Here is a 26,556-nt window from a genome sequence, read left to right as displayed (position 1 = left end):
ATCGCGCCCGTTCCGGGGCGGCCGGACCCGGCGGTCCCTTGTCACGCGGGGATGAAACCCGGCGCCGTTGGACTCAACTCACCCACACAGAACGGTGATCCGCCCGGCCCTCCCCTGTCGCGCTGCCATATTCGAGAACCGCTGCGGAGGTGGTTGTGAGCACAGAGGTGACAGCATCCGGTCCGGGGGAAACGGCGGCGCACACGCCCGGGAGTACCGCGGAGCGCGTCGCGGGCCTGGAGCGCCGCCGGGACCAGGCGGTGGCCCCGGGCGGGTCGCGCAGACGCGGGGAGTTCTCGGCCCGGGAGCGGATCGAACGGCTCGTGGACAAGGACTCCTTCACGGAGACCGGCCTGTTCGTCCGGGCCCGGCTTGCCGGGGAGGGCGCCCGCCGCCCCTACGGCGACGGCGTGGTCACCGGGTACGGCACGGTCGACGGCCGCCCGGTGTGCGTGTTCGCCCAGGACTCCACGGTGTTCGGCGGCAGCATGGGCGAGGCCTTCGGCGAGAAGACCGTCGCGCTGATGGACCTGGCCCTGAAGACGGGCTGCCCGGTGATCGGCCTGAACGACTCCGGCGGGGCCCGCATCCAGGAAGGTGTCGCCTCGCTCGCCCTCTACGCCGAGCTGGTGCGCCGCAACGTCAAGGCGTCCGGGGTGATCCCGCAGATCTCGGTCGTCCTGGGTCCGTGCGCGGGCGGTGCCGCGTACTCGCCGGCGATCACGGACTTCACGGTGATGGTGGACGGCGCCTCGCACATGTTCGTCACCGGTCCGGACGTCATCGAGACGGTCACCGGCGAACGCACCACGGCCGAGGAACTGGGCGGCGCCCGCACCAGCAACACCGTCAACGGCAACGCCCACTTCCTGGCCACCGACGAGGAGGACGCCCTCGACACCGTGCGCGACCTGCTGTCGTACCTCCCGGCCAACAACCTCGAACGGCCACCGGAGTACGCGCCCGGGCACCCGCCGCCCGGCGCCGACCTCGACGCGGTGGTCCCGGACCGGCTGGGCGAGGCGTACGACATGCGGGCGATCCTGCACGCGGTCGTCGACGACGGTGAACTGCTGCAGGTGCAGGAGCTGTTCGCGACGAACATCATCTGCGCCCTGGCCCGGATCGAGGGCCGCTCGGTGGGAGTCGTCGCCAACCAGCCCCTGCACGCCGCCGGGGTCCTCGACATCGACGCCTCGGAGAAGGCGGCGCGGTTCGTGCGGTTCTGCGACGCGTTCGGCATCCCGCTGCTGACCTTCGCCGACGTGCCCGGTTATCTGTCCGGGGTTCGGCAGGAGCAGGCCGGCATCATCCGGCGCGGAGCGAAACTGCTGTACGCCTACGCCGAGGCGACCGTCCCCAAGGTCACGGTCGTGGTGCGCAAGGCGTACGGCGGCGGATACGCGGTGATGGGCTCCAAGCACCTGGGCGCCGACGTGAACCTCGCCTGGCCCACCGCCCGTATCGCCGTCATGGGCGCCGAGGGGGCCGTCGGCGTGCTGCACCGGCGTGAACTCGCCGCGGCCGACGACCCCGAGGCGCTGCGTGCCCGCCTGCTCAGCGCGTACGAGCGCACCCACGGCACGCCCTACCTCGCCGCCGAGCGCGGCTATGTCGACGCCGTCATCGCGCCGCGCGAGACCCGGGAGCAGGTCTGCCGCGCGCTGCGCGCCCTGCGCGGCAAACGCGCGCCGATGCCGGAACGCCGGCACGGCAACATCCCGCTCTGACCTCCCCGTTCGTGACCCTTGAGCCGATCCGGGACGTACGCGATCAGAGACGTACGCCGATCCGCGCCGTGAGGAGCCCCGCCTGATGGACAGCCGCCGCCCCCCGCTCGCGCCCGTGTGCCCCACGCTGCCGGAGTACGTCCGGCACTGGGCCCAAAACACCCCCGACCGCCGGGCGTTCACCTTCGTCGAGCACCCGGCACCGCACTCGCGCGGCGTCCACCGCACCCTGACCTGGCGCCGCCTGGACGTGCGGGTGCGGGCACTGACCGCGCGCCTGGCCGACCAGGCCGGGCCGGGGGACCGGGTCGCGCTGCTGTGTCCGCAGGGCACGGAGTACGTGACCGCCTTCCTCGCGGCCCTGACCGCCGGCCTGGTCGCCGTGCCGCTGTATCCGCCGGGCCTGCCCGGGCACGCGGACCGGCTCGCGGGTGTCCTGGCCGACGCGCGTCCCTCGGTCGTCGTGACCACGAGCCGCTGCCGGGACGAGGTGCGTGACTTCGTCGGCCCCGACGGACCGAGGATCGTGGTGGCGGACCAGGTGACCGACGACGCCGCCCGCGACTGGCGGCCCGTCCCGCCGGACGCCGAGGCGACCGCCTATCTCCAGTACACCTCCGGTTCGACCCGTGCCCCGGCGGGTGTGGAGATCAGCCACGGCAACGTCGTCGCCAACGCCCGCCAGGCGCTCACCGCCTACGGTGCCGACGCCCGCCCGGTGACCTGCGTGGGCTGGCTGCCGCTCTACCACGACATGGGGCTGGTGCTCAGCGTCGCGGCCCCGGTGGCACGAGGGGTGCTGTCGGTGCTGATGGACCCGGCCGCCTTCCTGCACGAGCCGGTGCGCTGGCTGCGGCTGCTCGCCGCGCATCCGAACGCCGTGAGCGCCGCGCCCAACTTCGCCTACGACTACTGCGCCGCGAGCGTCTCCGAGGACCAGAAGGCGGGCCTGCGGCTGGACCGGGTGACCGCGCTGATCAACGGCAGTGAGCCGGTCCGCCCGGGCACGGCCGACCGTTTCCACGCCGCGTTCGCCGGGCAGGGGCTGGCACCGCGGACGCACTGCCCGTCGTACGGGCTGGCCGAGGCCACCGTGTTCGTCTGCGCGGCCCGCCCGGGTGAGCCGCTCAGCCGGTTCGCGCTCGACCGTGACGCCCTGGCCGCCGGGAAGGCCCTGCCGGCGCGGCCGGACGATCCCCGGGCTGTGCTGCTGGCGGGATGTGGCACCCCGGCCGGCCAGCGGGTCCGTATCGCCGACCCGGTGACGCGGGCCCTGTTGTCGGAGGGCGAGGTCGGCGAGATCTGGGTGCAGGGGCCGAATGTCGGCCGGGGCTACTGGAACCGGGGAGCGCAGGACGTCTTCGGCGCCGAGTTCGCGGACGCCGCGGCCGCTCCGGGCGGCTGGCTGCGGACGGGCGATCTGGGGACGGTGCTGGAGGGGCAGCTGGTCGTCACGGGGCGGTTGAAGGACCTGATCATCGTCGACGGCCGCAACCACTATCCGCAGGACGTCGAGGCGACGGCCCAGGACGCGGACCCGGTGGTGCGCCGGGACCGGCTCGCGGCGTTCGCCGTGCCGGGCGACGGCGGTGAGCGGGTGGTGATCGTGGCGGAACACGCGCGGACCGCGCGCCTCGACGGGCTCGACGTGCCGGCCGTGGTGCGGGCCGTGCGCGGTGCCGTCTCCGCCCGGCACGGGCTGCGGCTGGCCGACGTCGTCCTGGTGCCGCCGGGCACGGTGCCGCGTACCTCCAGCGGAAAGGTGTCGCGGGCGCTGACCCGGGCCCGGTATCTGGAGGGCGCGTACGGCGGGCAGGCCGGTGCGGCGACGGCGGGTGCCGCGGGATGAGGCCCCTGGACGAGGGCGCGCTGCGCCGGCTGATCGCCGAGCGGGTGGCCGTCTGGTACGGCTCCTCTCCCGAGGACGTCCCGATGGACCGGCCGCTCGCCGACCTCGGCATGTCCTCGCGGGACGCGGTCGCCCTGGCCGGTGAACTGTCCCGGGCCACCGGCCGCGAGCTGCCGACGACGCTGCTGTGGGAGACGCCCACCGGTCAGGCGCTGGTGGCGCGGTTGTGCGGCACGGGTCTCTCGGACAGCTCGGTCGCCTCGGGAGGCCCGGTCGCCTCCGGAGCCGAGGCAGCAGCGCCGGTGCCGCAGCGAGCCGGACTGCCGCTCGGGACGACCGAGCCGCTCGCCGTCGTCGGGGTCGGCTGCCGGCTGCCCGGCGGGGTGCACGGCCCGGACGGCTACTGGCGGCTGCTGAGCGAGGGCGTCGACGCGATCCGGCGTGTCCCGGAGGACCGCTGGCGCGACTTCACCGACTTCCCGCCGGCCGACGCGCATCCGTACGGCGGCTATCTCGACGACATCGCCGGGTTCGACGCGGACTTCTTCCGCATCACCCCGCGCGAGGCGGCGGTGATGGATCCCCAGCAGCGGATCCTGCTGGAGGTCGTCCACGAGGCGCTCGACCACGCCGCCGTCCCGGCCGGGTCCCTGGCGGGCACCGCCACCGGGGTGTTCGTCGGGGTGTCGGCCCCCGACTACGGGCAGCTCACCGGCGCCGATCCGGCCGCCGTCGATCCCTGGGCTCCGGCCGGGGGCGCCCTGAGCGTGACCGCCGGACGGCTCGCCTACGTCCTGGACACCCGGGGGCCGAGCCTCGCCGTCGACACGGCCTGCTCGTCCTCGCTGGTCGCCGTGCACCACGCCTGCGTCAGCCTGCGCTCGGGCGAGAGCGACACGGCGATCGCCGCCGGGGTCAACCTGCTGCTGTCGCCGGCCGTCACCGTCGCCTTCCGCAGAGCGGGCGCGCTCGCACCGGACGGGCGGTGCAAGCCGTTCTCGGCGGCGGCCGACGGCATCGGGCGCGGCGAGGGCTGCGCGGCCGTGATCCTGAAGCGGCTGTCCGACGCCGAGCGGGACGGCGACCGCGTGCTGGCCGTCATCCGGGCGACCGCCGTCAACTCCGACGGCCGCTCGAACGGCCTGATGGCGCCCAACCCGGCCGCCCAGCAAGCGCTGCTGGAGAGCGCGTACGGGCGGGCGGGGCTCGCCGCGGCGCAGGTCGACTACGTGGAGGCGCACGGCACCGGCACCCCGCTGGGCGACCCGATCGAGGCGGGCGCGCTGGGCGCGGTGCTCGGCGCGGGCCGCGACCCGGACCAGCCGCTGCTGCTGGGTTCCGTCAAGGGCAACCTGGGGCACCTGGAGTCCGCCGCGGGCATCGCGGGCCTGGTCAAGACCGTCCTGGCCCTGCACCACGACAGCATTCCGCCGTCCCTGCACTGCGCGGAGGGGACGTCCCTCGCCGATGAGCGGCTGCGGCTGGTGACCGAGCCGGAGCCCTGGCCCCGCTACGGCGGCACCGCCCTCGCGGGCGTCTCCGGGTTCGGCTTCGGCGGCACCAACGCGCATGTGGTGCTGGAGGAGGGACCGCCCGGCCTGGTCCCCGTACGGCAGGCCGAGGAGCCCGTCGCCCGTCTGTATGTGCTGTCCGACCTCGACGCCGGGCGCGTCCGCGACACTGCGGGCAGGCTCGCCGACTGGCTGCGCGAGAGCACCGCGCACCCCGCCGACGTGGCCCGGACCCTGGCCGGGCGCACCGGCCGCGGTCCCGTACGCGCCGCCGTGGTGGCCCGGGACCGCGCCGAACTCCGCGATGCCCTCGGCGCGTTGGCGGCGGGACGCCCGGACGCGCGGGTGGCGACCGGTGACCGCGACCGGGTGGGGCGCGGCGCGGTGTGGGTCTTCTCCGGTTACGGCAGCCAGTGGCCGGGCATGGGGCGCAGGCTGCTGGCCGAGGAACCCGCGTTCGCCGCCGCGGTCGAGAAACTCGACCCGCAACTCGCCCCGGAGTGCGGTCTGTCCCTGTACGACCACCTGTCCTCCGGGGCCGGCCTCGACCGCCTGGACGTCGCCCAGCCCGTGCTGTTCGGCCTTCAGCTGGCACTCGCCGAGCTGTGGCGTTCGTACGGGGCCGAGCCCGCCGCCGTGATCGGCCACTCCATGGGCGAGGTCGCTGCGGCGGTGTGCGCGGGCGCGCTGGACGTGGCGGACGGGGCGCGTGTCATCGCCGTACGGGCCCGGCTGCTGAGCGGGCTGAGCGGCGGCGCGATGGCCGTGGTGGACCTGGACGACGCCGAACTGGAGTCCCTGGAGCGGGACTTCCCGGGTGTGCATGTCGCCGTGCATTCCTCTCCCCGGCAGAAGGTCGTCACGGGCGAGGAGGCGGCGGTGGCCGGGCTCGTGCGCCGGCTGGAGGGGCAGGGCCGGGCGGCCCGGGCCATGCGGGTCGTCGGCGCCGGGCATTCGCCCCAGGTGGACCCGCTGCTGCCGGAGCTCGCCGACGCGCTGTCCGGCATCCGGGGCGGGCGGCCGCGTGTCCCGGTGTACTCCACCGTCCTCGACGACCCGCGCGGCGACTGCGTGTTCGACGCGGCCCACTGGGCGGCCAACCTCAGGCGGCCCGTCCGCCTGGACCGGGCGCTCGCGTCGGCCGCGGCCGACGGCCACACGGCGTTCGTCGAGATCTCGCCCCACCCGGTGCTGACCGGAGCCGTCGCCGACACCGTGCCCGACGCCCTCGCCCTGGCCACCCTGCGCCGGGACGCCGACGGGGCCGAGGCGTTCGCCGGGCAGCTGGGCGCCCTGTACGTGGCGGGCCAGCGGCTGCCCGTGCCGCCCGGCCGGGTCGTCGACCTGCCGGTGCCCCGGTGGCGGCACGTACGGCACTGGTGGACGGACGGGCGGGCCCGCACCGAGCCGGTGCCGGAGCCGGAGCCGGAGGAACCTCCCGCCGACGTGGCAGAACCGCCGTCGGTCCTGGCCCGGCTGATCCACCACATCGCCGCCGTCACCGGCCACCCGCCCACCCGTGTCACCCCGGGCACCGCCCTGGCCGATCTGGGTCTCGACTCGCTGATGGCCGTCCGTGTCCGCACGGCCGTGGAGCGCGAGTTCGGCATCGAACTCCCGCTGCGCGAGCTGTTCGCCGCCGCCACCGTCGAGGACGCCGCCGCCCGGATCCAGCACGCCCTCCCTCGCGAGGACACCCCGCTGCGCCCGCTGCGCGCCACCGGTTCCCGGCCCCCGCTGTTCCTCGCCCACGCCGCCGGCGGCCCGGTCACCGTCTACCGGACGCTCGCCGAACGGCTCGGCGAGGACCGGCCGGTGTACGGGCTGGAGCGGATCGAGGAGGCCCGGACCGTGCCGGAGAAAGCACGCCGTTACGCCGAGGCGATCGACGCCGCCCATCCCGAGGGGCCCTGCCTGCTGGGCGGCTGGTCCTTCGGCGGCTTCGTCGCCCAGGAGACCGCGCGGCAGCTGACCGCCGCCGGACGGCAGGTGCCGCTGGTCGTGCTCATCGACTCCGTACGCCCCCTCCCCCGGCCCGGCCTCACACGCGCCGACCGGATCCGGGCACACTTCGAGGGCTTCGCCGGCCACGTCGCCGACGCCTACGGGGTGCGGCTGGAGTTGCCGTACGACGAGCTCGTGGCCATGGACGACGACCGGGACCGCATCGACATGGTGCTGCGGGCGCTGCGCGATGCCGCCGAGGTGCCGCCCGCCGCGCTGGAGCACCAGCGCGCCTCCTACCTGGACATGGGCATCGGGGAGTCGCACCGGCCCGGCGGCTACGACGGGCCGGTCGTCCTGTACCGGGCCACCGAGCCCGCGCCCCACACCGTGCGCGACCCGGCGTACGAACGGGACGACGTGGCGCTGGGCTGGGACGAGGTGTGCCCGCGCCTGGAGATCGTGCCGGTGCCCGGTCACCATCTGTCGCTGCTCGATCCGCCGCACGTCGACGAGATCGCCGCCCACCTGAGCCGGGTGCTCGCCGAACGGGCCCCCTGAACCGCAACCCGAGGAGCCGCCATGCCCGATCTGCCGCCGAAGCCCGCTGCCGGAGTGTCCCGGCGCACCGTCGCCAGAGCGACGGCCGCCGCCGGCCTCGCCGTCCTGTTCGGGGCCGCGAGCGGCACGGCCCGTGCCGGGGCCGCCACCCGGCTCGGGCCGCGCACGCTGGACGTGTCCGTGCCCTCCGCCGCGCTCGGCCGCAGCGCGCCGGTCCGGCTGATCCTGCCGTCGGACTTCGCTACGCGGCCGGAGCGGACGTATCCCGTGCTGTATCTGCTGCACGGCGCCCACGACGACTACACGTCCTGGACCCGGGAGACCGACATCGAGGCCTTCACCGAGGGCCGCGACCTGATCGTGGCGATGCCGGACGCGGGCCCCACCGGCATCCCCAGCGTCTGGCGCGGCGGGCCCGACTACGAGACGTTCCAGGTGCGGGAGGTGCCGGCGCTGCTCGCCCGGGACTACCGGGCCTCCGGCGTACGGGCGGTCGCCGGGGTCTCCACCGGCGGTTACGGCGCGATGGCGCACGCGGCCCGCCACCCCGGGGCGTTCAAGGCCGCGGCCTCCTACAGCGGCATCCTCGACACCACCGCGCCCGGCGTTCCCGCCATCATGGACGCCATCGTGGCCCGCGAGAACCTGCCGGCCGCGTCCCTGTGGGGTCATCCGCTGCTGAACCTGCTGACCTGGCGGGACTTCAACCCGCGGGCCCGCGCAACGGGGTTGCGCGGCACCGCCCTGTACGTCTCGCAGGGCAGCGGAGTGGGCGGCGGCAGCGGCGGCGATCCGCTGCCCGGGGTTCTGGAAAGCGCCCTGTGGCCCTCGGCCCAGGGCTTCGCCCGCACGCTGTCCCTCATGGGTATCCAGGCGACCACGCACTTCTATCGGGGAGGGGGACACGACTGGGCCCACTGGAAGCCTGAGTTCACAGCTTCGTGGCCAGTCCTCGCCCGTGCGCTGGGCGTGCCGGAGTGACGGGGGTGCCGTCGGGGCACGGAACGGAGCGCAGGGGTCGTCCGTCCAACACAGGACTTCCCCCTCGTCCCAGCGGTTACAGTCCGCGGGTGAGCCGCTTCCGGCCGAAAGGAGTGCCCGTGATGGCTGTGCCCGCCCAGCACGGCGTGCCGGACCGCCCCGGTATGCCACCGATGCCGCCCGAGCTGGCGGAGCTGCTGCGCGCCCAGCTCGCGGCCGTCGCCGACCAGGTGGAGGAGGAGGTACGCCGTCAGGTTCCCGAGTACGCGCGGCCCGCCGACGGGGCGTACGGCAGGAACCTGCGGGCCGGTGTGGTGCAGGCGCTGACCCTGTTCGTCGACCACATCGCCGAACCGCGCGACGACGGAGGCGCGCTCGCGGCGACGTACTACGAACTCGGGCGCGGCGAGGCCCTGGAGGGCCGCAGCCTGGACGCGTTGCAGTCCGCACTGCGGGTCGGGGGGCTGCACGCCTGGCGGCTGATGGGTCAAACGGCGGAGGAACTCGGCCTGGACTCCACGGTCGTGGCGGCGCTCGGCGAGCTCGCCTTCCGGACCGTGCACGAGGTCGCGCAGGCGGCCGCGGCCGGCTACGCGGAGGCGCAGCTGCGCAGCTCGGACGAGCTGGAGCGGCGCCGCAGGCGGCTGCTGGACCTGCTGCTGGAGGACGGGCCGGTGGCGCTGGAGGCCGTGCAGGACCTGGCGCACAGCGCGCGCTGGCCGGTGCCCCGGACGGTCGCCGTCGTGGCGCTCGCGGCGGCGCCGGACCGGCGGGAGGAGGACCGGCCGCTGGCAGCGGCGGGCGCGCTGGTGGACATTCAGTCCCGGCCGCCGCGCATGCTGGTGCCCGACCCGGACGGCTCCGGTCGCTTCGGCCGGGCGTTCACGCTCGCGCTGCGCGGCCGGCCCGCCGCGATCGGCCCGACGGTCGCGGTCACCGACGCCGCGCAGTCACTGCGCATCGCCACCCGGGCGCTCGGGCTGATGGGACGCGGGGTCCTCCCCCGCCAGGGTGTGGTGCGGTGCGCCGACCATCTGTCGACCCTGCTGCTGTACGGCGACGAGCCGCTGCTCGAACGGCTCCAGGAGCGGGTCCTCGCGCCCCTCGACACGGTCTCGGCCGGGCAGCGCGACCGGCTCGCCGAGACACTGCTGGCGTGGCTGCTCAGCGGCAGCAACGTGCCGGACGTCGCGGTGCGGCTGCACATCCACCCGCAGACGGTCCGCTACCGCCTGCGGCAGCTGGAGAAGCTGTTCGGCGACGCCCTGCACGATCCGGAAACCCGCCTCGACCTGATTCTCGCGCTGCGCGCGGAGTCACTGAGCACACCACAGAACTGAATCCCAGTACTCAATCGGCGACAAAAAACAGCGGCGATTCCATAATCCAGTCCATAACACCTGGTCAGGGAAAGCGAATACGTTCGGGCCGTCCTTTTTCGCAGGCGCTCGATGCGCCTCACCCGCGGAGGATTCCCCATGCGTATCCGCTTGTCTCTCGCCGCGCTCTCGCTGGCCGGCGGGGCCGGACTTGCCACCCTCTCGGCTCCACCGGCTGCGGCCGCGGCCTGCTCGGACGTCGAAGTCGTCGCGGCGCGCGGCACCTTCGAGCCGGGCACGCTCGGTTTCATCGTCGGCGACCCGGTGTATTCCGCACTGCAGAAGAAAGCGGCGGGCAAGAGCCTCTCCAGCTACGCGGTGAACTATCCCGCAAACCTTTCCCCGACGTCTGCCGCACAGGGCAACGCGGACCTGGTGAACCATGTGAAGAGCCAGGCCGCCGCCTGCCCGAATCAGCGGTTCGTTCTCGTCGGCTATTCGCAGGGCGCGAACGTCGTCGACAACTCGATCGGCATCAGCAGCGCGGGCGCGGTGGTCGGCAGCCCGATCGTGGCCACGCTGCCCACGGCGGTCGAGCCGAAGGTCGCCGCGGTGCTGCTGTTCGGCAACCCGATCCGAGCCATCGGCAAGAGCGTCACCGGCACGTACCAGAGCCGCACCCTGGACATCTGCGCCAAGGGCGACCCCGTCTGCGAGAGCGGCGGCGGCGATGTCGGAGCACACCTGGGCTACCGCGACGACGCGGACGCAGCGGCGACGTTCGCCGCGGGCAGGCTCTGAGCCCGGCAGCACACCGAAGGGCCCGGGAGGATCTCCTCCCGGGCCCCTTGTGTGCGTACGCGGAGGGTCAGCGCGGCGACCGCGCGAACCCGGCGAGGCTGGTGGAGACCGGCTCGGGTCGGCCGTTGTTCTGAGTCGGCGCGGCGGTCAGTACGTCGAGGTGCTGGTAGCCGTCGGCGATGACGGGGCGGAGCTCGGGTGGGACCCGGCCGGCCAGCAGGCCCTCGCCGGCGAGGACGGTGAGGACCGGGTTGGCCTTGAGCCCGTCGGGATGCACGACGAGCTTCTTGACCTGTGGCGAGCCGGCCATCTGGATGTCCGTCACCAGCTTGGTCGGGAAGTACTGCTCGGTGAAGTCCAGCGGCTGCTCGGCCAGGCTGCGGGCCAGTTGCCGGATGTCGGTGACCTCCTCGCCGGGGCCGGTGAACGGCGTGCCGTCGGCCGAGCGGTAGCCGGGGTCGTCGGGGTCGCCGACGCGGTCGTAGTTGCGCCAGGTGTAGAGCGGTCCCTGCGGCCGGTCCGGGATGGCCTTGTACGCGGTGCCGTACAGCCCGGGCTGCTGCGCCCCGCCGTTGGCCACGGGGAAGCGCTTGTCGGCGATCGGCCCGCCGTCGAAGAAGCCGACGCTGGTCTGGAGGAACGCCAGCGGTACGGAGTTGTCGTCCAGCAGCGCCCCGAGCACCGCCCCGTTGGTGAGCCGGAAGTCCTTCACGGCGGGCTTGCCGGCGAGGAAGGCTGCGGTGTCCTTGGAGAACAGGACGCGGTGGGTGGCCTCGATGTTGAGGTTGGAGGGCAGGTAGCCCGGCAGGCTCGCTTCGGCGTCCGGGGCCTTGAGGGCGCCCATCCCCGCAATGCCGAGCAGCGTCATGGTCTCGGGATTGAGCAGCACCGGCGCGGACAGCGTGCGCGGCAGCACCCCGCTGTCGAGCCCGGCCTGCACCACGCCGTAACCGAGGCCGATGTCGGGCAGGTTGGTGTCGTCCGGCAGGCTGCCGCTGAGGTCGGCCAGCGAGGTGGAGACGGTCGTGTCGAGGGCGAAGTAGCCGGCGCACTGGTTGTAGCCGGCGTCGGCCGTGGTGGCCCGGTCGCCGTCGAAGTCGGCGGCGGCGAAGTACCCGGTGATCACACCGCCCAGCGAGTGCCCGCCGCACAGCACCTTCCGCTTGCGCTGCGTCTGGTCCGGCAACTCGGCGGTGAGCAGGTCGTACTGGTCCCGTACGGTCTGCTCGATGCCGAGCTTCGCCATCCAGCCCAGCTTCTCGTTGCCGGCGAAGCCGCCGAAGGTCCGGCCGTCGACCTGCTTGCCGCGGTAGTAGTAGTCGACGGCGGTGTGCTGGTCGCCGGAGGCGATGCCGGTACGGTCCTCCAGGCAGTTGGAGCGCCGGTCCAGCGCCCAGAACTCGATGTGCAGTCCCTGCTCGGCGGCTCGCGCCACGGTGTTGCGGGCCACGCTGTCGAACGCCCCGGCTCCTTCCAGGATGCCGGGCTGGGCGACGAGGATCCGGTCCGCGTCGGCCGAGGCGGCCGGCCCGTCGGCGGAGCGGTAGCGCAGGTACGACAGCCAGTCGCAGGCGGCCGGACGCGGCCCGGCCGACTCCGGCAGCGGCGCCCTCACCCGCACCACCGACTCCGTCACCCCGGTCACCGGCGACGTCGACGCGACCGGCGTCTCAGTCCGCGCCCCGTCGGCCCGGGCGCCCGGAGCGGCGGTCGTGAGCGTCCCGGCGGTCAGCAGCACCGCCAGTGCGGCACCGCGCCACTTCCCTCTGGTCCTACGGTTCATGTCCATGCCACGGACGCTAGAGCTGGGGCAGGAGTGCGCTCAGGGGGTGCTGATGAGAACTCAGTTTCCGGAGCTTGCCTTGTCACCGGCGCACAGAGCCCCCCGGCGCCGGGGGGCTCGGGCCGAGGGCCGGACCGGCTCGTCCCAGTCCCGCTCAAGGACCCCTTATGGGCCCGGCCGAGCTGCGAACCGGCGGTTTCGGGAGCATGGTGGGGCTATGGACGGTCAACCCCCTGTGGTCGTGCAGCCGCCCGCGTCGGACGGCGGACGGCTGGTGACCATCCACGGCGAGCGCATGGGCGTCGCCTACAGCCTCTTCGACGTGCTGGACCTGCTGCACCGCGAGGGCCTGCCCACCACCGACACGGCCGTCGACGACACCGAGCTGATCGAGTGGCGCGGCGGTGGCCCGTACGACTGGAACAGCGGGTCGTCCGACGAGGCCTGAGCCTTCGTGGGGCCCCTTCCGTGGGGCCCCTTTCTCGGGGCCCCTTTCGCGGGGTCCCCTTTCGCGGGGTCCCCTTCCGTGGGTCCCCCTCCAGCGGGCTCCCTCCCGCGGGGCCCTCTCACGTGCGAGGCCCCGTCTCACTCCGCTCCCGATGCGGCCCCCACTCCCCGGCCAGCCGGTCGAGGCGGTCGCGGTGGGCAGGCGTCAGGTCGAGGTCCGCCGCGGCGAGGTTCTCCTCCAGGTGCTCGACGCGGGCCGTGCCGGGAATCGGCAGGACGACCGGCGAGCGGTGGAGGAGCCAGGCGAGCGCCACCTGTGTGGGCGTGGCACCGAGGTCGGCCGCCACGGCCGCGATCTCCGACTCGGCCCCCGCCTTCCCCCAGGCGACGGGCCGCCACGGCAGGAAGGCGATTCCGGCCGCCGCACAGGCGTCGAGCACCGGCTCGTGCTCACGGTCGAGCAGGCTGTAGCGGTTCTGCACGCTGACGATGTCGACGATCTGCCGGGCCTGCGCCAGCTCGGCGACGGTGACCTCCGACAGCCCGATCCTGCCGACCAGGCCCTCGGCCTGGAGCTCCCGCAGCGTGCCGAGCTGGTCGGCGAGCGGAGTCTCGGGGTCGATGCGGTGCAGCTGGAGCAGCTCGATGCGCTCGACGCGCAGCCGGCGCAGGGCCTGCTCGACCTGGTCACGCAGGGTGTCGGGCCGCCCGTCGAGCCTCCACTCGCCCTCGATGCGCGCGACACCGACCTTGGTCGTGATCAGCAGCCCCTCCGGATAGGGGTGCAAGGCGTCGGCGAGGAGTTCCTCGTTCGCTCCCCAGCCGTACATGTGGGCCGTGTCGATCAATGTGACGCCCAGCTCCACCGCCCGCCGGGCGACCGCGAGGGCGTTCTCGCGCGCGGGGCCGGGCTCGGTCGGCAGATGCATGGCTCCGAAACCGAGCCGGCGTACGTCCAGGTCCCCGCCGATGCGGAAGGTGGTCGTTGTCATGAACGCTGTCCTCCCCCTCTGTTCAAGGGGCCACGCTAACAGCGCGGTTGGCGGCGCCGCCGTCGCAGCGGGGCGCTGCGGCACGGCGCCGCCCGGCGAGCCGTTCTCCGTGCCCGGCGTTACGCTGCGCGCACCTGGCCCTCGGCCCCTTCACGGAGGTTCTCATGGTCGCGCGTCTCAACCCGTACCTGTCCTTCAACGGCGACGCCCGGCAGGCGATGGAGTTCTACAAGGAGGTCTTCGGCGGCACCCTGACCCTCAACACCTACGGCGACTTCGGCCAGGCGGAAGCCCCGAACGCCGACAAGATCATGCACGGCATGCTGGAGACCCCCAGCGGCTTCACCCTGATGGGCGCCGACAACCCGCCGGGTATGGAGTCCGCGCCCGGCCAGCCCTTCTCGGTGAGCCTGAGCGGTGACGACGACGCCGAGCTGACGGGCTACTGGGAGAAGCTGTCCGAGGGCGGCTCGGTGTCGGTACCGCTGGAGAAGCAGATGTGGGGCGACGTGTTCGGCATGTGCACGGACCGTTTCGGTGTCCCGTGGATGGTCAACATCAGCAGACCGGAGAGCTGAGCGGGACCGACCGGACGGTCAGCGACCGTCCGCCCCGCGGGGCCGCCCGCACACGCCGTGCACTGCCGGTGTGTGCGGGCGGCCCTGTTTTGTTGGAACGTCCTGTTTGTTGGAACGTCCTGACAAAGCTGTTGACATCACCCGAAGGCGCCCGCATAGTACCTGCCACTAGAGCGCGCTAGTGACGCGCTCCAGCTGCCTCCCCGGACCGGGCACGACCCGTTCCCCCCAGCACACCGAGGTGCACCCGACATGCGCAGACACCACAGATCCGCCGCCCTGACCACCGCCGTCCTCGTGGGCGCGCTGCTCGCCGCCAGCTGTTCCAGCGGCTCCGGCGGGAAGCAGTCCGAGACCGGCGGCACCGACGCCGCCGCGGGCAAGGCCACCACCCCGCGGATGACCGTCGCCATGGTCACGCACGCGGCACCCGGCGACACCTTCTGGGACCTGATCCGCAAGGGCGCCCAGGCCGCCGCCGCGAAGGACAACATCAAGCTCGTCTACTCCAGCGACCCCGTCGCCGGAAACCAGGCCAACCTGGTGCAGAACGCCATCGACCAGAAGGTCGACGGCATCGCGCTGACCGCCGCCAAGCCGGACGCGATGAAGGCGGTCGTGGCCAAGGCCAAGGCGGCCGGCATCCCCGTCGTCGGCTTCAACTCCGGCCTGGACAACTGGCAGGAACTCGGCATGCTCGAGTACTTCGGCCAGGACGAGAACATCGCCGGCCAGGCCTTCGGCGAGCGCCTCAACCAGCAGGGCGCCAAGCACGCCGTCTGCGTGATCCAGGAGCAGGGCCAGGTGGCGCTGGAGGCGCGCTGCGCCGGTCTGAAGAAGGGCTTCAAGGGCACGACGGAGAATCTGTACGTCAACGGCACCGACATGCCCTCCGTGAAGTCGACGCTGACGGCCAAGCTCCAGAAGGAAGCCGGCATCGACCAGGTGGTCACGCTGGGCGCGCCGATCGCCATGACCGCCGTGCAGTCGGTCAAGGACGCGGGCAGCAAGGCCAAGGTCGCCACCTTCGACCTCAACAAGGACCTCGTCGGCGCCATCCAAGGCGGCGACATCCAGTTCGCCGTCGACCAGCAGCCCTACCTCCAGGGCTACCTCTCCGTCGACGCGCTGTGGCTCTACAAGACGAACGGCAACTTCAGCGGCGGCGGCACCGCTCCCGTGCTCACCGGGCCGGCCTTCGTCACGAAGGACAACGTCGACAGTGTCGCCGAATTCGCGAAGAAGGGGACGCGCTAGGGGGTGCCCTCCGCCGGGGCGGGCCCGCTCGTTCCCCGCACCACCAGTTTGGGGTCCAGCACGGCCTCCCTCGGCGGCAGTTCCCCGTTCTCCAGCCGTTCGACGACGAAGCGGACCGCGTGCTCGGCCATGAGGAACGCGTCCTGGCGGACGGTGGTCAGGCCGAGCGGCATCAGGTGGGAGAGGTGACTGTCGTCGTAGCCGACGACGGACAGGTCGCGCGGGACCTCGACGCCCGCCCTGGTCAGGGCCATCAGCAGCCCCATCGCGCAGCGGTCGTTGCCGGCGAGGACCGCCGTCGGCAGCGGCTGTCCGCCGTCGCGTTCGGCCAGCAGCAGCCGGCCGGTCTCGACACCGGACTCCTCGGTGTGCTCGCCGGGGATCACCCGTGCGTGCGCCTGAAGCCCGTGGCGGCGCATCGCGGCACGGTAGGCACGCCGCCGCTCCGCCGAACCGGGACCGCGTCCGCCGTCGATGTGCACGATCCGGCGGTGCCCCAGCTCCACCAGGTGGTCCATGGCCTGCCGGACGCCCTTGCCCTCGGCGGAGTGCACGAAGTCGACATGGGCCTGGGGCACCCGGCGGCTGATCGAGACGGTGACCGTGCGCTGCCCGAGCTCGGCGAGGTAGGCGGGTTCGGCGTCCGGGCCGAGCAGGATCACCGCCTCGCAGCGGTGGCTGAGCAGCGCCTCGACCGCCTTGGCCTCGCTGCGGCCGTGGGTGGCCCCGGAGAGCAGGACGTCGTAACCGAGCCGTTCGGCCTCGGGGTAGATGCCGGTGATGAGGTCCGTGTGGAAGGTCTGGTGCACGGTGAACATCACGCCGAGCGTGCGGCTGCGGCCACGGGCCAGCAGCCGGGCCGCGCTGTCGGGCCGGTAACCGATCTCGTCGGCCACGCGCAGGACCCGCTCCCGCGTCTCCCGGCTTGCCCCCGCCTGGTTGCGGAAGATGATCGAGACGAGCGCGCGGGACACGCCCGCCTTCTCGGCGACGTCCGCCATCGTGGGCCGCTGCCTGCCCGATGCATCCACGTGTGAACCCACCCTCCGACGCCGACCACCTTACGGGGCGTCCCGCACGGGGCCTGTACACGGACCCCGCAATCTACCGGCAACAACCTATTGACATGACATTTGGACAGGAGTCATCGTACTCGAACTAGAGCGCGCTAGTAGAGCGCATCAGTCTTCACGCCCACCCCCTTCCTCTCCCCGAAGGACACTCACCATGGCAACGGCGCCAGCCCCGCTGCGTACGACCGTCGGCAACCTGTGCCTCGGCTCCGCCCCCGACTCCTGGGGCGTCTGGTTCCCCGAGGACGAGCACCAGGTGTCGTACACCCGTTTCCTCGACGAGCTCGTCCGGGCCGGATACCAGTGGCTGGAACTCGGCCCGTACGGGTATCTCCCCACCGACCCGCAGCGGCTGAAGGCCGAACTGGACGCCCGGGGGCTCAAGGTCTCCGGCGGCACCGCGTTCGGCGCGCTGCACCGGCCCGGGGCGTGGGACGAGATGCTGGCCCATGTCCGGCAGGTCGCCGCGCTGACCGCCGCCGCGGGAGCGCACCATCTCGTCTTCATCCCGCCGATGTACCGGGACGAGAAGACGGGTGCCTTCACCGAGTCGCCCGAGCTGACCGCCGAGCAGTGGGCCGGGTTCGGCCGGGCCGCCGACCGGCTGGGCAGGCTGCTGCTGGAGGAGTACGACGTACGGCTGGTCGTCCATCCGCACGCCGACAGCCACATCCAGACGCAAGGAGAGATCGAGCGGCTGCTGAACGAGTCGGACAGCCGTTACACGAACCTCTGCCTGGACACCGGGCATGTCGCGTACGGCGGTGGGGACAACCTCGATCTGATCCGACGCTTCGGTGAGCGGGTCGGCTACGTGCACATCAAGCAGATGGACCCGGAGATCCTGGCGCAGGTCGCGGCCGAGGACCTGTCCTTCGGTGAGGCCGTGAAGCGCGGGGTGTGCGTGTCGCCGCCGGCCGGCGTGCCGGATCCGGCCGATGTGGTGGGCGAACTCGCCAAGCTCGACGCGGAGTTGTTCGTGATCGTCGAGCAGGACCTGTACCCGTGTGCTCCCGAGGTGCCGCTGCCGATCGCGGTCAGCACCCGTGAACACCTGGCCGGCTGCGGACTGTCGGGTACCCGGCGCCCGAACATCGACAGGTAAGGAGCGGCCATGGACGTCACGGACGACACGACACCGGCCCCCATCCCACCCCCCGCCACCGCCGTCGCGGACGACGCCCCTGCGGCGGTCAGGCGGCGGCTTCGGCTGATCACGATCATCGCCACGTTCGGTGGTCTGCTCTTCGGCTACGACACCGGCGTCATCAACGGCGCCCTGCCCTACATGACCGACGACCTCGGCCTGACCCCGGTCACCGAGGGCATGGTCACCAGCTCGCTGCTGCTCGGTGCCGCCTTGGGCGCGGTGACCGGCGGCCGGTTGTCGGACGCGCGCGGCAGGCGACGCAACATCCTGCTGCTGGCCGTGCTGTTCTTCGTCGGCGCGCTCGGCTGCACGCTCGCCCCCACGACCGAGGTGATGATCGTGGCGCGGTTCGTGCTCGGTCTCGCGGTCGGCGGCGCGTCGGTGACCGTGCCGGTGTATCTCGCGGAGGTCTCGCCCGCCGAGCGGCGCGGCGCTCTCGTCACCCGTAACGAGCTGATGATCGTCAGCGGTCAGCTGCTGGCCTTCACGTCCAACGCCATCATCGCCCAGGTCGGCGGCGAGTCCGGTGGCGTGTGGCGCTGGATGCTGGTCATCGCCACGCTGCCGGCGGTGGTGCTCTGGTTCGGCATGCTGGTGATGCCGGAGAGCCCGCGCTGGCTGGCCTCCCAGAGCCGCTTCGGGGAGGCCCTCGAAGTCCTCAAGCAGGTGCGCTCGCAGACTCGGGCCGAGGCCGAGCTGAAGGAGGTGTCCGCGCTCGCCGTCAAGGACGAGCAGGCCAAGCTCGGCGGCTGGCAGGACATGAAGAGCACGCCGTGGGTGCGCAAGCTGATGTTCGTCGGGTTCGGCATCGCGATCGTGCAGCAGATCACCGGCGTCAACACGATCATGTACTACGGCACACAGATCCTCACCGACGCCGGTTTCGCCGCCGACAGCGCGCTGACGGCGAACATCGCCAACGGTGTGATCTCGGTGCTGGCCACCTTCGTCGGCATCTGGCTGCTGGGCCGGGTACCGCGCCGCCCGATGCTGATGACCGGTCAGGCCGGTACGACCGTCGCCCTGTTGCTGATCGGCGTCTTCTCCCTGGTGCTGCCCTCGGGTGACGCGCGGGCCTTCGCGGTGCTCGCCATGACGGTCACGTTCCTCGCCTTCCAGCAGGGCGCGATCTCGCCGGTGACCTGGCTGATGCTGTCGGAGATCTTCCCGATGCGGATGCGCGGCTTCGGCATGGGGATCGCGGCCGTGGTGCTGTGGCTGACCAACTTCGTGATCGGGCTGGTCTTCCCGTCCCTGGTCTCCGGGATCGGGATCTCCAACACTTTCTTCCTGTTCGTGGTGGCGGGCGTGCTGTCCCTCACGTTCGTCAAGCTCTACGTCCCCGAGACCAAGGGCCGCACCCTCGAATCCCTCGAAGCCGAGCTCCGGACGCGTTTCTCCTGACCTCCCCCCTGAGCTTCTCCTGTTCTTCTCCAAGGAGTTCACCATGACCGTACGTGTAGGCGTCATCGGCGCCGGAATGATCGGCCAGGACCACATCCGGCGGCTCACCGAGGTCGTCACCGGGGCCGCCGTCACGGCCGTGACCGACATCGACACCGACCGCGCCGCCGAGGTGGCGGCCCGGGCCGGCGCCACCGCGCAGCCCACCGGCGCGGATCTGATCGCCTCCCCGGACGTGGACGCCGTCCTCGTCACCTCCTGGGGGCCCACCCACGCCGAGCACGTCCTGGGCGCGATCGCGGCCGGCAAGCCGGTGTTCTGCGAGAAGCCCCTGGCCACAACCGCCGAGGACTGTCTGCGGATCGTCGAGGCCGAGCGGGCGCACGGCCGCCGTCTGGTGCAGGTCGGCTTCATGCGCCGCTTCGACGCCGGCTACCGCCAGATGAAGGAGGTCCTGTCGACCGGCTCGCTCGGGGCCCCGCTCATCGTGCACTGCGCCCACCGCAACCCGACGGTGCCGGAGTCGTACCACTCCGCCATGGCCGCCCAGGACACGGCCGTGCACGAGATCGACGTGCTGCGCTGGCTGCTCGACGACGAGATCGTCTCCGCGCAGGTGGTCACCCCGCGCGCCACGAGCAAGCGCTTCGCGCATCTCAAGGACCCTCAGATCATGATCTTCGAGACCTCCGAGGGCGTCCGGATCGACCTGGAGGTCTTCGTCAACTGCCAGTACGGCTACGACATCCAGTGCGAGGTCGTCGGCGAGGACGGCCTGGTCCGGCTGCCCGACCCGGCGGCCGTCGGCATCCGCACCGCCGCCCGGCACGGCACGGGTGTGCTCCAGGACTGGAAGGACCGGTTCGCGCAGGCCTTCGACACCGAGTTCCGCGAGTGGGTCGCAGGCGTGGCCGCCGGCACCGAGCCCACCGGGCCGTCCGCCTGGGACGGTTACGCCGCCACCGTCATCACCGACGCCGCCGTCCGGTCCCTGGAGACCGGCGGCGAGAGCGTCACCGTCGACATGAAGCCCCGCCCCGCGTTCTACGGAGGGACCGCGTGAAGATCGCCCTCGACCCCTACATGTTCCGCGCCCTGCCGATCGACGACATGGTGCGCACGGTCGCCGAACTCGGCTACGAGTACATCGAGTTGTCGCCGCGCGCGGACTTCATGCCGTTCTTCCTGCACCCGCGTGCCGACGACGCGCGGGTGGCGGAGCTGAAGCAGTCGCTGCGCCGGCACGGTGTGCAGCTGTCCTCGGTGCTGCCGCTGTACAAGTGGTCCTCGCCGGACGAGACCGAGCGGCAGGCCGCCGTCCGCTACTGGAAGCGGATGATCGAGATCACCGTCGAGCTCGAATGCCCGCTGATGAACTCGGAGTTCAACGGCCGCCCCGAGCGCGCCGCCGAGAGCGAGGCCGCCTTCTGGCGCTCGCTGGAGCAACTGCTGCCGGTGTTCGAGCGCGAAGGCATCGCTCTGAACCTGGAGGCGCACCCGGACGACTTCTGCGAGGAGAACACGCCCGCCGTCGATCTCGTCCGCGCGATCAACAAGCCGTGGGTGAACTACCTGTACTGCGCCCCGCACTCCTTCCACCTCTCCGGGGCCTCGGAGGTCGGCGCCGACATCGCGGCGATGATGCGCTACGCCGGTGACAAGCTCCAGCACGTGCACATCGCGGACTCCTTCAACCACAAGGGTTCGTCCGGCCTGCGCTACATCCTCAACCCGCCGGGCACGCCGGCCCGGATCCACCAGCATCTCGACATCGGCCAGGGCGAGGTCGACTGGGACGCCTTCTTCGGCACGCTGCGCGAGCTGGGCTTCGACGGTGTCGCCACGTCCTGTGTCTTCGCCTGGGAGGAGCGGGCCAGGGAGTCGTCGGCGTTCATGCTGGACCGCATCCGCAAGGAGCTCGCCGCGTAGGACTGCTGCCCCGGGGCCCGCGCTGCGGGCCCCGGCAAAGTCGCGTCAGGAGCTCGTGAGGATGACGAGCTGCTGGGTCGCCCGGGTCATCGCGACATAGTGGTCGACCGCTCCTTCGATGCCCGTGCCGAAGTCCTCCGGGTCGACGAGGACGACGAGATCGAACTCGAGTCCCTTCGACAGCTCCGGGGTCAGCGAACGGACCCGGGGCGAAGCCGGCCGGAACGCGGGATCGCCGATCACACAGGCGATCCCGTCCGGATGGGCGCCGAGCCAGGTGCCGAGGACCGAGTGCAGCTCCGCAGTTGACCCGTGCACGACGGGGACGCCGCCGCTGCGGATGGAGGTCGGCACGTTGGCGTCCGGCAGGGCGGCCCGGATGACCGGCTCGGCCTCCGCCATGATCTCCTCAGGTGTCCGGTAGTTGACGCTCAGCGAGGCCAGGTCGATCCGGCCGAGTCCGACGCGCTCCAGCCGTTCCCGCCACGACTCCGTGAACCCGTGCCGGGCCTGGGCGCGGTCCCCGACGATGGTGAAGCTGCGGGACGGGCAGCGCAGCAGCAGCATCTGCCACTCCGCGTCGGTCAGTTCCTGGGCCTCGTCCACGACGATGTGCGCGAACGGGCCGGCGAGCCGGTCCGGGTCGGCGGTGGGCAGGGCGCTCTCGTCGACCAGGGAGTTCCGCATGTCCTGTCCGTGCAGCATGACCAGCACGCCTTCGCCGTCGTCATGGCTGTGGGCCGCCAGCAGCTCGTCGACGACCCTGCCCATGCGTTCGCGTTCGGAGGCGACGGCGGCGGCGTGCCGGCGCCGTCGCTGCGCCGCCGCCGGGTCGCCGAGCCGCTGCCGGGCCGCGTCCAGCAGCGGCAGGTCGGACACCGTCCAGGCGTGGGGATCCTCGCGCTGCAGCTTGCGTACCTCTTCGCGGCTGAGCCAGGGAGCGCACATCCGCAGGTAGGCCGGTACCGACCACAGATCTCCGACGAGGTCGGGCGCCTCGAGCAGCGGCCAGGCGCGGTTGAAGGCCGTGAGCAGTTCCCTGTTCTGCGAAAGCGACCTGCGGAGCAGGGCGGCCGGCGTGTCGCCCTCGTGCTTGTCCTGCAGGATCGTCAGCAGTTCCTCCCAGACCTGGCCGCGCGCGTCGTTGTGCGGGGTGCCGGGTTCCGCCGCTTCGAACGCCACGGCCCAGTCGCCGGCGCTGAGGCGGATGTCGGACCAGTGGGTGGTGACCGTCATTCCCTCGGTGGGCGGCTCCTCGTAGAAGGTGACGGCCTTCTCGATGGCCTTCACCATGTCCGCGGACGACTTCAGGCGGGCGACGTCCGGGTCGCTCTCGACCGCCGCTTCGGCTCCCTCGGGGACGAGGTCCCGCAGTATGCAGGTCTGCACGCCCTCCTCGCCGAGGCTGGGCAGGACGTCGGCGACGTAGGAGAGGTAGGGCCGGTGCGGGCCGACGACCAGCACGCCGCCCCGGCGGTGGCCGAGCCGGGGGTCGGAGTACAGGAGGTAGGCGGAGCGGTGCAGGGCGACGACCGTCTTGCCCGTGCCCGGGCCGCCATCGACGACGAGGGCGCCCCGGGAACCCGCGCGGATGATGGCGTCCTGGTCGGCCTGGATGGTGCCGAGCACGTCCCGCATCCGGGGTGAGCGGTTGCTGCCCAGGCTGGCGATGAAGGCGGACTGGTCGTCGAGCGCGGCGTGCCCGACGACTCCGTCCGCGGTGAACACCTCGTCCCAGTAGTCGCTGATCCGGCCGCCGGTCCAGCGGTAGCGGCGGCGGCTGGCCAGGCCCATCGGGTTGGCGTGGGTGGCTCCGAAGAACGGCTCGGCCGCGGGGGAACGCCAGTCGACCAGCAGCCGGCGCCCCTCGCTGTCGGTGAGTCCGAGTCGTCCCACGTACACGGGCTCGGGGTCGTCCGCGCCGACCATGTGCCCGAGGCACAGGTCCAGGCCGAAGCGCCGCAGTGCCCGCAGGCGGGCGGTCAGCCGGTGGATCTCGGCGTCCCGGTCCATCGCCTGCCGCCCCTTCCCGCCGGGCGCCCTGCGCTCGACGTCGAGGCGGTCGGACAGCTCGGCGATCGACTGTTCGAGACACGCGGCGACGGCAGCGAAGTGCCGCTCGTCTCCGGCGATCAACGCCGGGTCGGCCTTGTGCGAGAGGCGGTCGGGAAGATCGAACGCGCTGGTGGTCAGGGGGGTCACGTCATGCTCCCGTTTCCGCAGGTCCTGGGCTCAGGCCGGACAGTCTGCGGCACGCAGGGGGCCTTGCCGCAAGGCCCCCTGCGTGTTATAGCTTGAGAGTGGCAAGGAGAGGACTCCTTGCCTTTCTTGTTGTGGCCCGCTGTCCAGCCTCGGTCCGGGTGCGCTCCCTCCGAGCAGTTCAGAGTGGAACGACGGCCAGTCGGATGCCGAGTCCGATGAGTGCGGAGCCCATGACCCCGTCGAGCACTGCCGAGAGTCCGGGTCTCGCGAGCCGGCGGCCCACCCGGGTGAGCAGATGACTCATCCCCGGATACCACGTCATGAGCACCGCGGTGTGAGCGGCGAGCAGCGCGGCGGCCGCCGGGACGACCGCATCGTCCGGCTCGATGAACTGGGGGAACACGGTGGTGTAGAAGATCCCCACTTTGGGGTTGAGCAGGTCGCCGATCAGACCGCGGCGGAACCCGCCGTACGCGGACAGCCCGGGCGCGAGACCGTCGGGCCGCGGGACCGCAGGCCGGCGCCGGGCCGAGCGCAGGGCCTGTACGCCCAGCCAGATCAGGTACGCCGCGCCCGCCAGGCGGAGCGTGTCGTACGCCACGCGCGAAGTCGCCAGCAGCGTGGCGAGCCCGAGTACGGAGCCTGCCGCCCAGAAGACCTTGCCGAGCGTCAAACCGACCGTGGCGGCGACCGCGGCACGCTGACCGCCCTGTCGCGCGCAGCCGAGCACGACCGTGAGATTGGCGCCCGGGGTTGCCGCGAGGACCAGGCACAGCGCGACGAAGGAGCCCAACTGGGCCCAGCTGAGCCCTAGCACGCCGGCTCACCGCCACCGGCTGCCCGTCCGGCCGCCGTCACCGGCTCTTCAGGTGACGGCCCGCGTGGCGGCGCAGCTCCGTCCTTGAGGACGTCCCCGGCCAGCAGCACCCGCAGGCGGCCGCAGGCGCAGCGCTGGTAGCGCACCCAGCCCAGGGAGGTCGAGTGCTTCGACAAGGTGAGGAAGAGGCATGCGGTCATGCCGAGAGCGTGATGCAATGAGTAAATGCATTTCAACGCTTACGGCGGCAACGCGGCCCTGCTGGCGGCGGCCCTGGCCAACCTCGACGACGGGTGCGACACCCACACGGTCGAGACGTTGCTGGCCGAGCACCGGGTGGCGCGTCCCCGGCTGACCGGCCCGCAGCTCCAGCTGCTGCTGGCCTGGCGCCTGCGCCTGTGGGAGGCGTTCGCGGCCCCCACCAGGCCGGAACAGGTCGGTGCCGTCAACCGGTTGCTGACCGATGCGGCGGCCCGCCCGTACGTGTCCACACACGACGGCCAGCCGCCGCACCTGCACTACGCCGACGAGAACGCCGACGTCGTCACGCGCGTGCGGGCCGCCACCGCGGCCGGGCTCGCCCTGGTACTCACCGAGACGGACCCCTGCCGTCTCGGGCAGTGCTCGGCACCGGGCTGCCGTGCCGTCTTCGTCGACGTGTCCCGCAACGGCCGCCGCGCATACTGCTCCCGCCTGTGCGCCACACGGGTCCACGTCTCCGCGCACCGCGACCGCAAGCGGCGGCGGTAAGGCCGGCTTCGTGCCGACTGCCGATGCGACGGCGCAGCAGCCCAAAGTCGGCCCCGGTCCGGTTGACCCCGCAACGAAGGCCTTTTCCCGCCTCCCGGCAGCGGAACCGCCCGAGTCCCCTGCCTGGACTCCCCGCGGCCGGTTCCGTATGACACGCTCTTCGGCGAGCGGGCGGCCGAGGAACGGCCGTCGGCTGTTCAGGGCACCGTGGAGAGGCGACGGCATGCGCATAGGACTGCTCGGCACCGGCCCGTGGGCGCGGATAGCCCACGCACCCGCACTGAGCGGGCACGACGAGCTCGATTTCGCCGGTGTGTGGGGACGCCGCCCGGAGGCAGCGAAGGAGCTGGCCGAGCGGCACGGTGTCCGGTCGTACGACGACGTCGACGAGCTGTTCGCCGACGTGGACGCGGTCGCCGTGGCACTGCCTCCGGACGTGCAGGCCGGGCTCGCCGTGCGGGCGGCGCGGGCCGGGTGTCATCTGCTGCTCGACAAGCCCCTGGCGCCGACGGTGGAGCAGGGACGGGCCGTGGTCGAGGCCGCCGAGGAGGCCGGGGTCGCCTCGGTCGTGTTCTTCACGACCCGCTTCCAGCCCGGGCCGCAGGCGTGGATCACCGAGCAGGCGGCGGTGCCGGGCTGGTTCACGGGGCGTGCGCAGTGGCTCGGGGCGGTGTTCACCAGCGAGAGCCCCTTCGCGACGCCATGGCGGCGGGAGAAGGGCGCCCTGTGGGACGTCGGCCCGCACGCCCTGTCCGTGCTGCTGCCGGTGCTCGGCGACGTGCGACGCGTGACGGCGGCCGCGTACGGCCCCGGGGACACGGCCCATGTCGTCCTCGACCACACCGGCGGTGCGTCGAGCACCCTCACCCTGAGCCTGACGGCACCGCCCGCCGCGTCGGGTGCCGCCGTCGAGCTCCGGGGGGAGGCCGGGGTCGCGGTGCTGCCGGACAGCTCCGACGGAGCGGTCCCCGCCCTCAAGCGGGCCGCGGACGCCCTGCTCGCCGCCGCCCGGACCGGCCGCCCGCACGCGTGCGACGCGGCGTTCGGCCTCCGGGTCACCGAGATCCTCACAGCGGCCCAGGACCTGCTGAACGGCGGCGCGCGCTAGGGGGTGTCCGCAAGGTCCTCGTCGGGCTCGTCACTCCAGCGGAACCAGGCCTCGCCGCCCTCGATATGCAGCAGGAACGCGGGGACCGGGCCGTCCGGGGAAGAGAGGGAGACGCGTCTGGTGATCTCGGCGTAGACGCGCTCCCATTCCTCCCAGAGCCGGTCGTGGTCCTGTCTGGCCAGGGCGAGTTCCTGTGCGAACAGGTCGCGGACGGAGTCGAAGGCCGGGCCGGGGGTGAAGCGGCCCGAGAGCCAGGGGAAGTCGGCCTCCTCGATCAGGATCTCCCCGACCGCTCCGTCCGCTTCCCGCCCGGCACTGTGCACCTGCCACACCTGGCCCTTGAAACCCACGCCCGCCTCCGTCGCCCCGG

22 protein-coding genes are annotated in these 26,556 nt (G+C 72.6%); 15 read left to right on the top strand and 7 right to left on the bottom strand.

The features are described from left to right. The first annotated feature begins 149 nt into the window (after window positions 1–149). The 6 genes from PV963_RS42030 to PV963_RS42005 all read left to right on the top strand — a co-directional run bounded on the left by PV963_RS42030 (window position 150) and on the right by PV963_RS42005 (window position 10,696). Window positions 150–1,730, top strand: a complete 1,581-nt coding sequence (locus tag PV963_RS42030) for an acyl-CoA carboxylase subunit beta (RefSeq protein WP_425540996.1) — start codon at window positions 150–152, stop codon at window positions 1,728–1,730. An 85-nt stretch (window positions 1,731–1,815) separates the two neighbouring features. Further along, complete coding sequence (locus PV963_RS42025; protein ID WP_274821690.1) at window positions 1,816–3,579, top strand: fatty acyl-AMP ligase; 1,764 nt, start codon at window positions 1,816–1,818, stop codon at window positions 3,577–3,579. Further along, a complete protein-coding gene (locus PV963_RS42020) occupies window positions 3,576–7,595 on the top strand; it encodes a type I polyketide synthase (RefSeq protein ID WP_274821689.1) in 4,020 nt (1,339 codons plus the stop codon). The genes PV963_RS42025 and PV963_RS42020 overlap by 4 nt, the downstream gene beginning before the upstream one ends. A gap of 21 nt (window positions 7,596–7,616) precedes the next feature. Next, the gene (locus PV963_RS42015) at window positions 7,617–8,576 is read left to right on the top strand and encodes an alpha/beta hydrolase (RefSeq protein WP_274821688.1); all 960 of its coding nucleotides are present in this window, start codon (window positions 7,617–7,619) and stop codon (window positions 8,574–8,576) included. A gap of 122 nt (window positions 8,577–8,698) precedes the next feature. Next, the gene (locus PV963_RS42010) at window positions 8,699–9,916 is read left to right on the top strand and encodes a PucR family transcriptional regulator (protein ID WP_274821687.1); all 1,218 of its coding nucleotides are present in this window, start codon (window positions 8,699–8,701) and stop codon (window positions 9,914–9,916) included. Window positions 9,917–10,054: 138 nt separating this feature from the next. Next, window positions 10,055–10,696, top strand: coding sequence for a cutinase family protein (locus tag PV963_RS42005; RefSeq protein ID WP_274822285.1), 642 nt, complete (start codon window positions 10,055–10,057; stop codon window positions 10,694–10,696). A gap of 67 nt (window positions 10,697–10,763) precedes the next feature. Here the strand turns inward: PV963_RS42005 and PV963_RS42000 are convergent, their stop codons facing one another. Continuing rightward, on the bottom strand, window positions 10,764–12,485 hold the full coding sequence (locus PV963_RS42000) for a hypothetical protein (protein ID WP_274821686.1): 1,722 nt from the start codon (window positions 12,483–12,485) through the stop codon (window positions 10,764–10,766). 211 nt (window positions 12,486–12,696) lie between these two features. Here PV963_RS42000 and PV963_RS41995 point away from each other — a divergent pair, with 211 nt between their 5' ends. Further along, entirely contained in the window at window positions 12,697–12,927 is a 231-nt protein-coding gene (locus PV963_RS41995) for a hypothetical protein (protein ID WP_086603867.1), read from the top strand. Between the two features lie 118 nt (window positions 12,928–13,045). Here the strand turns inward: PV963_RS41995 and PV963_RS41990 are convergent, their stop codons facing one another. Beyond that, window positions 13,046–13,918 carry an aldo/keto reductase gene (locus tag PV963_RS41990; protein ID WP_274821685.1) on the bottom strand — a complete coding sequence of 291 codons (873 nt, stop codon included), beginning with the start codon at window positions 13,916–13,918 and terminating at the stop codon, window positions 13,046–13,048. A gap of 164 nt (window positions 13,919–14,082) precedes the next feature. Here PV963_RS41990 and PV963_RS41985 point away from each other — a divergent pair, with 164 nt between their 5' ends. Together PV963_RS41985 and PV963_RS41980 are read left to right on the top strand one after the other, a co-directional pair. Further along, window positions 14,083–14,496: a VOC family protein gene (locus PV963_RS41985; protein WP_274821684.1), complete on the top strand. Its 414-nt coding sequence runs from the start codon at window positions 14,083–14,085 to the stop codon at window positions 14,494–14,496. Between the two features lie 252 nt (window positions 14,497–14,748). Beyond that, window positions 14,749–15,753 (top strand): substrate-binding domain-containing protein, encoded by a 1,005-nt coding sequence (locus PV963_RS41980; RefSeq protein ID WP_274821683.1) that lies wholly within the window; start codon window positions 14,749–14,751, stop codon window positions 15,751–15,753. Here PV963_RS41980 and PV963_RS41975 read toward each other — a convergent pair. Beyond that, window positions 15,750–16,754, bottom strand: coding sequence for a LacI family DNA-binding transcriptional regulator (locus tag PV963_RS41975; protein ID WP_274822284.1), 1,005 nt, complete (start codon window positions 16,752–16,754; stop codon window positions 15,750–15,752). The two genes, PV963_RS41980 and PV963_RS41975, sit on opposite strands and share 4 nt — an antisense overlap. Before the next feature lie 226 nt (window positions 16,755–16,980). On the opposite strand from PV963_RS41975, the gene PV963_RS41970 reads away from it, so the two are divergent. The 4 genes from PV963_RS41970 to PV963_RS41955 are packed head-to-tail and all read left to right on the top strand — an operon-like array spanning window position 16,981 to window position 21,309. Then, entirely contained in the window at window positions 16,981–17,931 is a 951-nt protein-coding gene (locus PV963_RS41970; RefSeq protein WP_274821682.1) for a TIM barrel protein, read from the top strand. A gap of 9 nt (window positions 17,932–17,940) precedes the next feature. Next, on the top strand, window positions 17,941–19,380 hold the full coding sequence (locus PV963_RS41965) for a sugar porter family MFS transporter (protein ID WP_274821681.1): 1,440 nt from the start codon (window positions 17,941–17,943) through the stop codon (window positions 19,378–19,380). Window positions 19,381–19,423: 43 nt separating this feature from the next. Next, a complete protein-coding gene (locus PV963_RS41960) occupies window positions 19,424–20,443 on the top strand; it encodes a Gfo/Idh/MocA family protein (RefSeq protein ID WP_274821680.1) in 1,020 nt (339 codons plus the stop codon). Beyond that, on the top strand, window positions 20,440–21,309 hold the full coding sequence (locus tag PV963_RS41955) for a sugar phosphate isomerase/epimerase family protein (RefSeq protein WP_274821679.1): 870 nt from the start codon (window positions 20,440–20,442) through the stop codon (window positions 21,307–21,309). Before PV963_RS41960 ends, PV963_RS41955 begins: the two co-directional genes overlap by 4 nt. Window positions 21,310–21,354: 45 nt before the next feature. Here the strand turns inward: PV963_RS41955 and helR are convergent, their stop codons facing one another. The 3 genes from helR to PV963_RS41940 form a co-directional block, all read right to left on the bottom strand. Then, window positions 21,355–23,511, bottom strand: a complete 2,157-nt coding sequence (gene helR, locus PV963_RS41950) for an RNA polymerase recycling motor ATPase HelR (RefSeq protein WP_274821678.1) — start codon at window positions 23,509–23,511, stop codon at window positions 21,355–21,357. 178 nt (window positions 23,512–23,689) lie between these two features. Then, entirely contained in the window at window positions 23,690–24,328 is a 639-nt protein-coding gene (locus PV963_RS41945) for a LysE family translocator (RefSeq protein WP_274821677.1), read from the bottom strand. Further along, window positions 24,322–24,528 carry a hypothetical protein gene (locus tag PV963_RS41940; protein ID WP_274821676.1) on the bottom strand — a complete coding sequence of 69 codons (207 nt, stop codon included), beginning with the start codon at window positions 24,526–24,528 and terminating at the stop codon, window positions 24,322–24,324. The genes PV963_RS41945 and PV963_RS41940 overlap by 7 nt, the downstream gene beginning before the upstream one ends. A gap of 25 nt (window positions 24,529–24,553) precedes the next feature. Here PV963_RS41940 and PV963_RS41935 point away from each other — a divergent pair, with 25 nt between their 5' ends. Together PV963_RS41935 and PV963_RS41930 are read left to right on the top strand one after the other, a co-directional pair. After that, the gene (locus tag PV963_RS41935; RefSeq protein WP_274821675.1) at window positions 24,554–25,078 is read left to right on the top strand and encodes a CGNR zinc finger domain-containing protein; all 525 of its coding nucleotides are present in this window, start codon (window positions 24,554–24,556) and stop codon (window positions 25,076–25,078) included. A 223-nt stretch (window positions 25,079–25,301) separates the two neighbouring features. Then, window positions 25,302–26,186, top strand: coding sequence for a Gfo/Idh/MocA family protein (locus tag PV963_RS41930; protein WP_274821674.1), 885 nt, complete (start codon window positions 25,302–25,304; stop codon window positions 26,184–26,186). On the opposite strand, the gene PV963_RS41925 is transcribed toward PV963_RS41930, so the two are convergent. Further along, window positions 26,183–26,536 (bottom strand): hypothetical protein, encoded by a 354-nt coding sequence (locus PV963_RS41925; protein ID WP_274821673.1) that lies wholly within the window; start codon window positions 26,534–26,536, stop codon window positions 26,183–26,185. The genes PV963_RS41930 and PV963_RS41925 overlap by 4 nt on opposite strands. Window positions 26,537–26,556 lie beyond the last annotated feature (20 nt).

Source organism: Streptomyces coeruleorubidus (assembly GCF_028885415.1).
In the GTDB taxonomy this organism is placed as follows: domain Bacteria; phylum Actinomycetota; class Actinomycetes; order Streptomycetales; family Streptomycetaceae; genus Streptomyces; species Streptomyces coeruleorubidus_A.
The sequence above is the reverse complement of the archived record's forward strand: the minus strand, read 5'-3'. Positions and strand labels throughout refer to the sequence as shown.

Coding starts and splice junctions, on each gene's coding strand:
- PV963_RS42025 (WP_274821690.1), top strand. CDS start 1,816: ATGGACAGCCGCCGCCCCCCGCTCGCGCCCGTGTGCCCCACGCTGCCG.
- PV963_RS42020 (WP_274821689.1), top strand. CDS start 3,576: ATGAGGCCCCTGGACGAGGGCGCGCTGCGCCGGCTGATCGCCGAGCGG.
- PV963_RS42015 (WP_274821688.1), top strand. CDS start 7,617: ATGCCCGATCTGCCGCCGAAGCCCGCTGCCGGAGTGTCCCGGCGCACC.
- PV963_RS42010 (WP_274821687.1), top strand. CDS start 8,699: ATGGCTGTGCCCGCCCAGCACGGCGTGCCGGACCGCCCCGGTATGCCA.
- PV963_RS42005 (WP_274822285.1), top strand. CDS start 10,055: ATGCGTATCCGCTTGTCTCTCGCCGCGCTCTCGCTGGCCGGCGGGGCC.
- PV963_RS42000 (WP_274821686.1), bottom strand. CDS start 12,485: ATGGACATGAACCGTAGGACCAGAGGGAAGTGGCGCGGTGCCGCACTG.
- PV963_RS41995 (WP_086603867.1), top strand. CDS start 12,697: ATGGACGGTCAACCCCCTGTGGTCGTGCAGCCGCCCGCGTCGGACGGC.
- PV963_RS41990 (WP_274821685.1), bottom strand. CDS start 13,918: ATGACAACGACCACCTTCCGCATCGGCGGGGACCTGGACGTACGCCGG.
- PV963_RS41985 (WP_274821684.1), top strand. CDS start 14,083: ATGGTCGCGCGTCTCAACCCGTACCTGTCCTTCAACGGCGACGCCCGG.
- PV963_RS41980 (WP_274821683.1), top strand. CDS start 14,749: ATGCGCAGACACCACAGATCCGCCGCCCTGACCACCGCCGTCCTCGTG.
- PV963_RS41975 (WP_274822284.1), bottom strand. CDS start 16,754: ATGGCGGACGTCGCCGAGAAGGCGGGCGTGTCCCGCGCGCTCGTCTCG.
- PV963_RS41970 (WP_274821682.1), top strand. CDS start 16,981: ATGGCAACGGCGCCAGCCCCGCTGCGTACGACCGTCGGCAACCTGTGC.
- PV963_RS41965 (WP_274821681.1), top strand. CDS start 17,941: ATGGACGTCACGGACGACACGACACCGGCCCCCATCCCACCCCCCGCC.
- PV963_RS41960 (WP_274821680.1), top strand. CDS start 19,424: ATGACCGTACGTGTAGGCGTCATCGGCGCCGGAATGATCGGCCAGGAC.
- PV963_RS41940 (WP_274821676.1), bottom strand. CDS start 24,528: ATGACCGCATGCCTCTTCCTCACCTTGTCGAAGCACTCGACCTCCCTG.
- PV963_RS41935 (WP_274821675.1), top strand. CDS start 24,554: ATGCATTTCAACGCTTACGGCGGCAACGCGGCCCTGCTGGCGGCGGCC.
- PV963_RS41930 (WP_274821674.1), top strand. CDS start 25,302: ATGCGCATAGGACTGCTCGGCACCGGCCCGTGGGCGCGGATAGCCCAC.